The 11,341-nt window shown below is 52.0% G+C and carries 10 protein-coding genes and 1 pseudogene; 7 read left to right on the forward strand and 4 right to left on the reverse strand.

Going from position 1 to position 11,341, the window contains the following annotated elements; genetic code table 11:
* The first annotated feature begins 181 nt into the window (after positions 1-181).
* Positions 182-337 (forward strand): recombinase family protein, encoded by a 156-nt coding sequence (locus AN476_RS23630; RefSeq protein WP_083464420.1) that lies wholly within the window; start codon positions 182-184, stop codon positions 335-337.
* Between the two features lie 180 nt (positions 338-517).
* Positions 518-2,671, forward strand: a complete 2,154-nt coding sequence (locus tag AN476_RS19960; protein ID WP_083464421.1) for an MORN repeat-containing protein — start codon at positions 518-520, stop codon at positions 2,669-2,671.
* A 281-nt stretch (positions 2,672-2,952) separates the two neighbouring features.
* Here AN476_RS19960 and AN476_RS22960 read toward each other — a convergent pair whose 3' ends face one another.
* The 3 genes from AN476_RS22960 to AN476_RS19965 all read right to left on the reverse strand — a co-directional run bounded on the left by AN476_RS22960 (position 2,953) and on the right by AN476_RS19965 (position 4,786).
* Entirely contained in the window at positions 2,953-3,303 is a 351-nt protein-coding gene (locus tag AN476_RS22960) for a hypothetical protein (RefSeq protein ID WP_157063821.1), read from the reverse strand.
* Positions 3,304-3,369: 66 nt separating this feature from the next.
* Positions 3,370-3,834 (reverse strand): hypothetical protein, encoded by a 465-nt coding sequence (locus AN476_RS22965; RefSeq protein WP_157063822.1) that lies wholly within the window; start codon positions 3,832-3,834, stop codon positions 3,370-3,372.
* A 34-nt stretch (positions 3,835-3,868) separates the two neighbouring features.
* Positions 3,869-4,786 (reverse strand): metallophosphoesterase, encoded by a 918-nt coding sequence (locus AN476_RS19965; protein ID WP_083464422.1) that lies wholly within the window; start codon positions 4,784-4,786, stop codon positions 3,869-3,871.
* Between the two features lie 841 nt (positions 4,787-5,627).
* Here AN476_RS19965 and AN476_RS19975 point away from each other — a divergent pair.
* Both AN476_RS19975 and AN476_RS19980 read left to right on the forward strand, forming a co-directional pair.
* A complete protein-coding gene (locus AN476_RS19975) occupies positions 5,628-6,512 on the forward strand; it encodes a DMT family transporter (protein WP_054463535.1) in 885 nt (294 codons plus the stop codon).
* 49 nt (positions 6,513-6,561) lie between these two features.
* Positions 6,562-7,236, forward strand: coding sequence for a glutathione S-transferase family protein (locus AN476_RS19980; protein WP_054463536.1), 675 nt, complete (start codon positions 6,562-6,564; stop codon positions 7,234-7,236).
* A gap of 7 nt (positions 7,237-7,243) precedes the next feature.
* Here the strand turns inward: AN476_RS19980 and AN476_RS19985 are convergent, their stop codons facing one another.
* Complete coding sequence (locus tag AN476_RS19985; protein ID WP_054463537.1) at positions 7,244-7,834, reverse strand: TetR/AcrR family transcriptional regulator; 591 nt, start codon at positions 7,832-7,834, stop codon at positions 7,244-7,246.
* A gap of 372 nt (positions 7,835-8,206) precedes the next feature.
* Here AN476_RS19985 and AN476_RS19990 point away from each other — a divergent pair.
* From AN476_RS19990 to AN476_RS20000, 3 genes and pseudogenes are all read left to right on the forward strand, one after another.
* A pseudogene (locus AN476_RS19990) lies at positions 8,207-9,596 on the forward strand (IS1182 family transposase).
* A 259-nt stretch (positions 9,597-9,855) separates the two neighbouring features.
* Positions 9,856-10,389 (forward strand): DUF1415 domain-containing protein, encoded by a 534-nt coding sequence (locus AN476_RS19995; RefSeq protein WP_256363961.1) that lies wholly within the window; start codon positions 9,856-9,858, stop codon positions 10,387-10,389.
* Positions 10,390-10,963: 574 nt separating this feature from the next.
* Positions 10,964-11,230 (forward strand): antitoxin Xre/MbcA/ParS toxin-binding domain-containing protein, encoded by a 267-nt coding sequence (locus tag AN476_RS20000; protein WP_172684868.1) that lies wholly within the window; start codon positions 10,964-10,966, stop codon positions 11,228-11,230.
* The last annotated feature ends 111 nt before the right edge of the window (positions 11,231-11,341 follow it).

Below are 11,341 nucleotides of genomic sequence, written 5' to 3' on the forward strand. Positions count from 1 at the left end.
CGCCTTCCGGCCCATTGCCGACATTCGTCACCCCGAAAATCTAGCCGACCACGTTCCCCGAAGCGGACTTTGGTGCATGGAGCAGCATTTCACGGCATCCAGATAACTGGAACACGGAAAAGCTGCTGTTCCGCAATTCTTGCGACCTGTGAATTCTGGAAACAACTAAGCTGTCTCCGCAGTGCTGGTTGTTCTGAAGCTCGACCGTTCAGCCAGGGGGGGTACCCACCTTATCAAAATCATGGACCACTTCTTAGAGAAGGAGATTGGCTTTCAGAGTCTGACCGAAGAAATTGGCACAACGACACCCAACCGCAGGCATGCAACTGCATTTTGAAGCAGACTTGACAAGGCTTCTTTATCCACGTTGCCCACCCTGCTACGCGCTCATTGAGACTTGATATGTTGCAACATTTTGATCACTTTGCAGAAATTGGTCATGTAGGGTCCATCTTTTGCCAGTTTTTTGTTGACGCAAAACACCTTATGCAACGCGACCAGATTTGGAGTAAGAGTTATGTCATCTCGCGATCCTTCGGACATCGGACATTCGACAAACGGTATGACGCTGCCCGAGCCTGGCCAATTGGACTACCCTTTGCGCGTAGAGAAGGTTCATGTGCAGGTCGGAGACTACGTAGACGAAAAGACATATGTTTACGTGATAATAGATCGAAGCGGTGTTCCGTTTGCCTTTCAACCTGACAAGCCGGGCCAAATCACCAAGGTTCTGATCGCCGAAGGTGATATTTTGAACTCACCACAGCGACTGTTCGAACTCTGCTGTGATGAACAGGCCCAAATTTTTTCAGCAGGTCGGGCAATCAAAACGGAGTTTGCGAAAAGCGTTCGCCCGAAGGCCCAAGAAGACACATCAAATCCTCCGGCCCTATCAATCGCAAAGCCCGAAGCCGCACCAACTGCAGTTGCCACGCCTGCACGATCTGGTGCTCGGCTCGGAGCGTTTGGTGTCGTAGCAGGTATTACGCTCCTTGTTGGTGGTATTGTCGGCGCCACCGGCGTTTTCGATGGCCTCTACACGCGCTTCAACATTTGGATGGATCCCAACAACTATGGCTATGAGTCATACGCAGATTATCTTGAACAGAAGACGAATCCGGCAGCCATTCCCCACCATTTCTCTGAAGGTGCTTCCAATTGGCGCGGGATCGAATATGCAGGAGAGCTAAAAAACTACCAACCACATGGTCAGGGAAAACTGGCACTCGCCGGTTATGAGGAATATTTTGGGACATGGATCGACGGCGAACGGCAACCCGAGGGTTACACCAAAATCCTGTTTCGCGATGCACGGCGCGAGGGCACGTTCAACGATGACCTGCTATTGCACGGTAACGGCACGCAGGTATTTGACAATGGAGCTCGATACACAGGTCAGTTCAAAGCTGGCGTCCCACACGGTCGTGGCACTTACACTTTTGCGGAAGGCACAACATATGAAGGCGACCTCTTAGACGGAAATCGCCACGGAAAAGGCACTCTGACATTTCCAAGCGGGGATACATATGAAGGCGATTTCAAGGAAAATGAACGCACCGGCCAAGGCGTCTACACGTTCAAGAATGGCAGTCGCTACTCCGGCGGCTACTTGAACGGAAAATGGCACGGCCAAGGAACGATTCAACATGCAGACGGTTCATCGTATCAAGGCGGCTTTGCCTCCGGTGTTCGTCATGGAAAAGGCACTCTGACTTTTGCCGGTGGCGAGATTTACGCAGGTGATTTCTTGAATGGTGCACGGACCGGACAGGCAAAACTCACCTACCCAGACGGCGCTTACTACGAAGGCACATTTTTACAGGGGCGTGCGAACGGGCGTGGTGTGTTTCGAAATGCGGCTGGAGATATCACCACAGGCGAATTCAACAATGGGCTGGCCAATGGAAATGGGACGATCGAATACGCAAATGGCGACAGCTATACTGGCAACTTCAAGGACTTCCGCCGAGAGGGAATGAGCAAATTCGAAAAGGCGGCAGAAATCCGACTCAAAGCTGAACATGATCGCTGGGCTTGGGTCGAAAGGATGCGGCAACGCCACGACGATCGAAAAGAAGCGCGCAGACGAATGAACCGCGCTGGAAACAGGAACGCAGCTGGACAGAGTCTGGAAGACGATCAGAGCGCACCTGGCCGCATATTCTGGGCCTATATGCATCCAGGCGACCTGCCTGAGGAAGTGGGCCAAGCTATTCCTTGTCCCGGCGGATATGTTGGGCAAGCGGAATGTTCTGTGGTGCGCAAGGAAAAGATCTGGAGAATGCACAAAGGATGCGGCTTAAATGGCCGAGGGCGCAGCAATGCCGAAGCTGCTGACACAGAGAGAATTGTGGTTTTCGAGGCCCGTGGTGATCTAAAAAATGTGCGTGAATCTGTGAAAGCGCAGGTTGAACGAGGCAATAATGGAGACACTCCACCTCACCTTAGAACCCGTATGAGCGAGGGCTTGTTGACCAGTTTCCTTGTCGACGACATTTGGAACGATCTTCTGGATTTTAAAGCCCCCGTGAACCAAAGCACCTATGAAGCCACCGGAGTAAGAGCCACACGGGTCTTTTTTCGGACGTACACGTCTTTGGCCACCTATACCCTGACTAGTGGCTGCTATGTCGACATCAACATAGGAGAAGGACCCACACGCATGCGGTAAAACAGTAACCTCTGAAATGTTGTCGACTGTCTTGCATTAAATCTTCAGTGCTGCATGACAAACATATTCACGACGCTTTGAAGTACTGGTTTCAACGCAAAAGGCTTGCGATGCGATATTTCAAGAACGGCCACCTGTTCGCTGAGGCATGAGAGGACATTTGCCTCCGATCAGGGCCCAATAGGCCAGCATGGCAGGGTTGTTAGAGCCCGAGTTCGGTTCACTCTGAACGCTGTTGGCGACTTTGAATGATGGCGCACTGCACTGTGGCTAAATCACACTCATTCCCAAACCTGATGTGCCAGCAAGGGTGTGTCTGGCACGTCCAAAAAGGTATTTTCGTCTTTGTTTGATTCTTCAAGGCGCACTTTTGCTCCTTCGCTGCCATCTACGAAAAACAAGAATACACCACACCAGTATTCTCCTTTGGCACTACCTGAAACCTGCAACAAAATTTCGCCATCTGACGTCCGAACCTGAAATTCTCGCGACAAGGAAAAGTCGTAAGTTCCATAATTTCCGCTTAATTCTCTGGGTATTTCACGAGCAAAAATTTTACGACCACTGCTCGTATCTTGTTCTTCCTGCTGCCAGTCTTTGTTCAACGCTTTGTTCCTTTTTGAGGCACGCATTTCACAATGTGCTCCCTACAACATACAGAAGTTATAACTGTTTACACACTCTGCAAGACGCATCAATTACGGACGCCAGCCAGATCGAAGTGGTTCAATTTGCTCCGCCCCAAGCTCAAGACTTCCTGTGAAACCTCTCGTGGTTGAAAAAACATCCAGGTCTTTCTCGCTGGCATCGTATCTTAGCGTAATATGTGGCCGAAACACGCCGTTCGCGTAATCATGTGTAGCGCCTATCGCAAGATATCTCTTATGCGTTTCATCAATCTTGGGATGTTCTATTGGAAGCCCCAAGGCGCTGGATATTCTAAAAGGTCGTGCATTGTGCAACCGCAGCGAAATGGCGTCTCGTGCCAAAGGAATAACCGAAATATCGACTGGGGTTTTGGAGTACAGCACTGTCACGTGCATTTTTTCAGGAGCGATCACGTCTTCAAGACCTAAACCGTTCGCCCAATTGACCAGTTCTTGCCCGTTCAAAAGCGGCCGGCTTACATAAGGTCGGATTATCGTGCCTATTTGGTCGCTCATGATCTTAGCTCTTCGGAAATAGTGTGGACGTTGTTCAATTATGTATGGTCAAGCAATCGAGCGAGAGTGAACATAATCCCGGCTCTGCAGCATAAGACACCAGAGGTCCACCAAGACCTGCAGAATAGTCCAAACATAGCGCATTTTTCGTCTGCAGGCGTGGCTCACCTTCCATCCAGTAGTGCCCGAAAAATACAGGAGGGGCGACAATGGAGTATGCAGACGTCAAAACGCTGTCGGGCAGATTTTGATCCGGAAGCTGTTCCAAGTCTGGCACTGACATTGCAATGTCACGCCAAGTGGTTGCGCCTTCATGCCACCACTTACTTCGGACGCTTTTACGCGTGTGCCCACCTTTGTCGACTATAGCGAAACCTTCCGGCAGCCTTAACTCTGGTCCTTTGAGCGCAGTTTCTACAAGCCTGAACAATCTACGACCGCGGGCCGCTGCCTCTATCAACTGATCTGCAGACAAGACTCCGTTTTGCGAGATCGTCTTTAACTCTTTGATATCTTCTTCATTCCAACAGGCATGTACTGCGCGAAAGCCTCCCACTTCCAAGTAAAGGGGAAGGGTACACATCCAGGAAATTGCTTCTTTGGTCGCCGCGTGTCCAACCGGGAACTCCCTTAAGAACGACGCATGTTGAGCATAACTCTTTTCAGAGCGATCCCGCAGTGCTCCATTCTTATCTTCAGTATGAAAATGTATGGCGTTTAGCTCGTGATTACCCATGACAGCAGAGGCCGTGCCCGCATCAATCATTGCGCGAACAACGCGAATAACCTCGCGATTTTCTGGACCTCGATCAATGAAATCGCCAAGGAATACGGCGTGACGTGCTGGGTCGCTGTGACGCCAGGCTCCGCGTTTTTCGGCGTAACCAAGATTGCCTAGTGCAGATTTCAATTTACTTGCATACCCATGTATGTCGGGAATTACATCATACATTCATAAAATCTTTTGTGTTTTTGTAGCGCTCTAGGGCATATCCTGCCGAATACCGGATCATGCCTAAACGTCAGATTTATCCACGATGGCCAGAAAATTTACTAGGCGCAAGGGCGTGCTACCAAGGATTTGCGGGATCAAAATTTCCAGCCTTTGCGTTGCTGGATCACATCGGTCAAAACGATCGACTTTGTCAATGTGCACATGAGCAGTTATGGCTCTGATGGTACGAACAATTCCTTAGACCAATCAACTGACGGTCAATCATTAGGCGTAAGTAGGCAGAACCACGAACGGCTGCTTTCTTCTGTGGATACATTTTACTTAGAGCCCGCAGCGAAAGTCGGCTTTCCGCCCTCTGTGTCAGCGCCCGGTCGCTCGCTGCACCTTGCACGAATGTCTTGAATGGGCTGACAGCAGTCATCCTCCGCCTTGGAAGGTTCGCGTGACCATCGCGGCCCATGGGCAACGGCAGCTCTGCGCAGATAGTGACCTTTGCAAACTTCAGCCATTTCTTCAAAGCCGACCTTCAAACAGGGCTCTCTAATCGCCTAAATGAAGCCGTTTCTAGCACGAAACGCAAGTTTCAGACGAAAGGTTTGAGTAGGGCCGACTTTCGAAGAGATGTTGGTGGTGTGAACAGAACGTTGCGCTTCATGCTCATAGCCTTTGTCCTAGGGAGATCTCTTGAAGATCTGAACCAAGCTGCCCGTCCCAAGGGTCATACTTGAAAGTATGATAAGTGTTGACGAAAGCATCGTGCCCCAGTAATCATACTTTGCAGTATGATTTGTTGTGCCATGCAGGGAAACGTCCCCTGCCGGTACTAAGGAGCCAGAACATGACCGACACCACCTCTGTTGAAACTGCCCGAAACATCCGGCTCAAGGGGCTAGGAATAGCGCTCATTGGCGCGCTATTGATGAGCCTTGATCCGGTTTTCATCCGATTTTCTGGCGTAAACGAACTCGAAACATCATTTTTGTTTGGCCTTTTTACCGCCATTTCAATGTCCGTAGTCATTCAGCTCAACGACAGACGCGGGCTGGTCCAAGTCCTGCGCGACAGTGGCTGGCCTTTGCTTGTCGCGGGCTTCTTGATGCTGGGAAGTGCCAGCGGCCTCGTGTTCGCCATCAAGAATACTTCTATTGCGAACACCTTTTTGATCTTCAGTGCCACACCGGCAATTGCAGCAGCATTCAGCTGGCTGTTTCTGAAGGAAAAGGTGACCCGGCAAACGTTGCTTGCTATTGTAGGTGTGTTTATCGGCATCGCGATTGTTGTGTCCGGATCTGCCGGATCAGGCAACTGGCTGGGAGATCTGCTGGCGGTCTTTGCTGTCTCCTGTCTTGCCTTGATGATGACCCTCTTGCGCAAGTTTCCTGAGGTTAGCCGCATGGGCGCAGTAGGGTTTGGCGGGTTCCTTCTTGCAGTGGTGATGTTTTTCTTCACAGAGCCAGCAACGTTCAGCGCCAATACATGGCTGATCATGGGAGCAATGGGCCTGTTTACAGCGCCTTTTGGCCGCGTCATGTCCATGGTTGCGACGCGCTATACCACAGCGACCGAAGTGTCGATGACACTCATGCTGGAAACCGTATTGGCTCCGGTCTGGGCCTATTTGTTCTTCACTGAGGTTCCGGGGATCAACAGCATCCTTGGCGGCGGGGTCATCCTGATCACGATCCTAGCCTATACCCTGTATCTGACCAAAGAAGACAGCTGAACGCGCGAGCGCAAACCCTTTTCCGCATCCCAAAATACGCGAGACATCCATGACCAAGTTGGAGATCGTGGGCTATGACTTTTGCCCATTCCTGCAGCCCTGCATCATTTCACTATTGGAAAAACAAGTGACGTTCACCGTCACCTATATCGAACCGAACAAGAAACCCGAATGGGTTCAGGAGTGTTCACCCCAAGGAGCTACTCCCTTTCTGTTGGCTGACGGAAAGGTGCTCTTTGAATCGGCTATCATGAATGACTTCATTGATGAGGTGACCCCAGACAGCCTGTATCCGCAGGATGCCTTTCTGAAAGCCCAGAACCGGCTATGGATCAATCACAGCTATGATCTTCTGGATCACATCTATGAAATCAAAACTGCGTTAGATCCCGTTTCGGTTGAAGTTGAAAAACAGAAGCTTTGCACCAAACTGCGGGCTTTGGGGGGGATCCTTGGGGATCGGTCGTTCTTTAATGGCGAAAAGTTCAGCCTGGTAGATGCGGCCTATGCGCCAGTCTTCAGGTCAATCACGCTGCTTGATCAGCATTTCGAGACGGGCATTCTAGCTGACTTGCCTGTGGTCAAGCAATGGGCTGCTAATGTGCTCAGCCGCCCCTCGGTGCAAGGCTCTATCCTCGACACTTATGAAGATACCTCGCTTGCCAAAATTGCCCAAAGCGGATCGGCGATCGCTCGACGGTGGGCCAACCAGCTGTCCGAGTAGCGCTTGCTCACTCTCGTTGGAGGTCGGCAAGCATCAGTCTGGTCGCGGAAACTGCCAGTTGGGCGATCTCTGGATCGCCCGGTCGGCCCAAGCCAAGCAAGACATCATCCCGGTAGGTCAAAAGCATCGAGGTCCATAGGCGTATGGATTCACTAGGGTGTTCAACGCCCAATCGTTCACTGAAGAACTTTGTCAGTATGGCATTGGTTTCATCCGGGGCTGCCGTGAAAAAGGTCGTGACGATTTCTGGAGATTTGCCACTTTCCGCCACCAGCAGCCTGAAGATGTTTAAAGGTTCGTCTTCCAGGTGCCAACGGATGAAACCCTCAGCAAACCGAAGCAGGGCCTCATGGGTATCGGGATGATCCAAATGCCGCAAAAAATCTGCGCCACTCATTTTCCCAATCCATCTTACCGTCGCTTCGAACAGGTCGGTCTTTGATGGGAAATATCGATAGACTGTTTGCTTGGTGACGTTTGAAAGGGAAGCAATTCTATCCATGTTGGCGGCTTCAAATCCGGCCGACAAGAATTCTTCTCGCGCAGCATCCAGTATGGCGACGCGCTTTGCCTCTTTTCTTTCTTCCATAGTTCCCATGGTCAGACAGCCTGCCTCAAATTACTCACTCTTATGCAGAGTGAATACTCTGGCTATGGATCAAGAACAAGATAATCATACTCCCAGGTGTGATTTATTCAGAGGGCAGAGGTAGCATGACAACCAAAAGACACAACTGGAGCGAACCCGATCACACAATTTTGCCCATCTCCTAGCAAGTCTATAGCGGAGCAACGGAGGTCTGCTTTCTTGGAACCCAGTGTTTGTCATTTGGCCGCTTTGGGCTGCAAGCTGCCGTTAGACGGGTTTGTCACGAACGGCAGGTCAGGGCCTATTCTGTTGAAAAACTCGGGTTGTTTCGGGTGTTGAGTGCTGATTCACTTTCCGCAGGGCAAGCGGAGGTGCGTTGCAATGATGAGACCACGACAGGAAGCGCAGGGCGCGCTGTTCTACGAGTTCTCAATCGAAGATCATGTCCCGCAGGATCACGTGCTTCGGGCAATAGAACGGTTCGTCGATCTGTCTAGCATCCGGCGGCATCTGGCCCCGTTCTACAGTTCGACAGGCAGGCCGTCGGTTGATCCGGAACTGATGATCCGGATGCTTCTGGTCGGTTACACGATGGGCATCCGCTCGGAGCGACGGCTCTGCGAGGAGGTGCATCTCAACCTCGCATACCGCTGGTTCTGTCGCCTTGATCTAACTGACCCAGTGCCGGATCACTCGACCTTTTCCAAGAACCGACATGGCCGCTTCCGCAACAGTGATCTCTTGCGGCACCTTTTCGAGACGGGTGTTGCACGCTGCATTGATGAGGGGCTGGCCAGCGGGCAGCGTTTCGCGGCAGACGCCAGCCTGATCCAGGCGGATGCCAATCGTCAGAACTCCTCGCCGCAGCGAGACTGGTCACCTGAGAATATCACCGCTGAAGATGCCCCCCCGCGCTGTCAGGGAATATCTGGAGACGCTGGATGATGCCGCATTCGGCGCGGCCTGCCCAGTCAAACCAAAGTTCACTTCGCATTCTGACCCCGCCTCACACTAGACCGGTGCGCGGGGTGGACCCGCTTATTTTGCCTATTCTACGAACTACCTAATCGACACCGAAAACGGGGTAATCCTCGATGTCGAGGCGACCCGCTCAATCCGGCAAGCTGAGGTAGGAGCGACCCGAAACATGATTGGCCGGGTGCGCGAGCGCCATGATCTTAAGCCGGAACGGCTGATCGCAGACACGGCCTATGGTTCGGGGCCCATGCTTGGCTGGCTTGTCGATCAGGACATCGCCCCGCATATACCTGTCATCGACAAATCCGGGCGCTCTGACGGAACTTTCGAGCGAGCTGACTTCACCTTTGATGCTGAGAACGACGCGTATATCTGCCCTGGTGGCAAGGAGCTTAAACAATATCGCCGGGCCTTTACCAAACCGAGGGAACCCAAGCCAGACAAGGATGGCATTCTTCGTTACCGGGCTCGGAAATCCGACTGCGACACTTGCCTTCTGAAGAGCCGATGCTGCCCGAAGGAGCCGCAGCGCAAGGTAACGCGGTCTATCTACGAGCCATCCCGAGACGTGGCTCGTGCCATCGCCCAGACCACGCGATACGCGATCTCCTGCAAGCTTAGGAAAAAGGTTGAGATGCTGTTCGCCCATCTCAAACGCATCCTCGGCCTTGGGCGCCTCCGACTACGTGGCCCATGCGGTGCACGGGACGAATTCCGCCTCGCAGCCACCGCTCAGAACCTCAGAAAGCTCGCAAAGCTACTGCCCCTGCCGCAAAAGCCACGTCCGGCATGAAAGGCGGAGAACGCCCGTAGCTGTAAAAGCCCGCAAGCCGACGGCTATGCGGAGTTTTTCAACGGAATAGGCCGTACGCGGCTATGGCGCTGGATGGCATGACACGATAGACGGTAGTGACTGCACCGTTTCGATGGGTTTCGCTTTCGTAAGCAATTAGAAACCATGGGCAGCACGTGCTTAAAGTCTCAAACATGAAGGGAACCATTCTATCAAAAAGCACGAACCAAAGACATTATCGACAGCTCATCAAGACGTGGTGAAAAACACACGTCGGTGGCTTGAACACATGGTGGTGGGGCTAAATCTATGCCCATTTTCCTCGAGCGTCATAGCCCGAGACCAAGTCCACTATGCGATATGTGACGCCACGACCGATGCGCATCTAAAGCAGTTTTTTGTGATGGAACTACAGCGCCTGCTCGTGACCAACGAAAATGACATCGCTACCAGCCTGCTCATGTTTACCCAAGGTTTAGAAGAGTTCGATGATTACCTCGACTTACTCGATTGGTTTCAGCAACTCTTGGAGCAAGCAAAGCTGACAGAGGATGTGCAACTGGCATCCTTTCATCCTCAATACCAATTTGACTGTGTGGCTCCGGACGATCTAAGCCATTTCACCAATCGCTCGCCCTATCCAACCATACATCTTCTGCGCCAAGACCAGATGACCAAAATCCTCGCGCACGTTTCGGACCCAGAGAAGATCTATTTGGATAACATAGAAACGTTGAAGAGGCTTGGTCGCCGACAGGTCGAGGCACTCTGCCCCTGGGGGAAACAAGGCTGATTGGGGTGGCCTGTAATCGCGCCCGGCGTCAAAGCTCTTTGGAACCAAAGGTGGATTAAACTAAGAGAGCGTTTGGCTCATCAGGTTTGGGACAGTGCTATGGTCCAATTCTGAGGTGCGCGGCCGCAAATTCGGCGGCGTAAACCTTGGACGTTTCACAGTGCAGCACCGAAACCCCCAGCGTCTGGTCTGGGGAAGCTGCATCGCAGCGTTAGATGATCTGGCCAAGGTCGGCTGTGGGCCGTCATGTGCAACTCGGATGGGCCGAAGCAACTTGAAGCAACCACTAAGAGAAGCGCTCCTAATGCGCCCTTTCCTTGTTCAGTACAATTCCGAAAACGACCTATCCTTGGCAACCTCACACCAAGACCTAGTACAGGGCGGCATCTATCCTTGGCAAAGCCACCCTTGAATTGTTTCCGTGTATTTATCCTTGTTTTCAACGTCTTATTGACGAATCACTTCATCATAAGTCAGCCTGGGATGAGGAATCTGATTTAGTGAGGGGCACGTCATGATCAACAAGCCAACAGGAGGAACCTCTCCTGCAAATCACGAAAGAGATGGACTTGGGTTGACAGATCTCAGCGCAGGCTTGGCGCAAAAGTATGTGCTCGATTGCCAGAAATTCTCCGCCTTTTGCACAGGCACCGCCACTCGGCCAGTTTGGGATCGCATTCTGCGCGAAGTCACCGACAACGAGGAGCTTGCTGCTGAGTTTGCCATGCGGTCCCAACCCCACTTGGATGGGGAGAGCATCGTATCGCACTGCACAACCCAAGAAGGGGTCAAGGCCGTGGGAGTTTTCCTGTCCCAGATCGATTACGGCGTCTATGTCTGATCTCTCAGAGACCTGCTCCATCTGCACCTGCTGCGGAAACACAGCCCGCCTACAACAGCTCCAGAACTCCACCCAAACCCTATGTTGTTGGTGCTACAATCGAGAACGCCT

Origin of the sequence: Phaeobacter sp. 11ANDIMAR09, assembly GCF_001294455.1 — a bacterium.
Classification (GTDB): Bacteria; Pseudomonadota; Alphaproteobacteria; order Rhodobacterales; family Rhodobacteraceae; genus Pseudophaeobacter.

Excerpts from the sequence above, each read along its gene's own strand:
- AN476_RS19985 (WP_054463537.1), bottom strand. The coding sequence starts at position 7,834 with ATGGGAACTATGGAAGAAAGAAAAGAGGCAAAGCGCGTCGCCATACTG.
- AN476_RS19980 (WP_054463536.1), top strand. The coding sequence starts at position 6,562 with ATGACCAAGTTGGAGATCGTGGGCTATGACTTTTGCCCATTCCTGCAG.
- AN476_RS19975 (WP_054463535.1), top strand. The coding sequence starts at position 5,628 with ATGACCGACACCACCTCTGTTGAAACTGCCCGAAACATCCGGCTCAAG.
- AN476_RS22960 (WP_157063821.1), bottom strand. The coding sequence starts at position 3,303 with ATGCGTGCCTCAAAAAGGAACAAAGCGTTGAACAAAGACTGGCAGCAG.
- AN476_RS22965 (WP_157063822.1), bottom strand. The coding sequence starts at position 3,834 with ATGAGCGACCAAATAGGCACGATAATCCGACCTTATGTAAGCCGGCCG.
- AN476_RS19960 (WP_083464421.1), top strand. The coding sequence starts at position 518 with ATGTCATCTCGCGATCCTTCGGACATCGGACATTCGACAAACGGTATG.
- AN476_RS19965 (WP_083464422.1), bottom strand. The coding sequence starts at position 4,786 with ATGTATGATGTAATTCCCGACATACATGGGTATGCAAGTAAATTGAAA.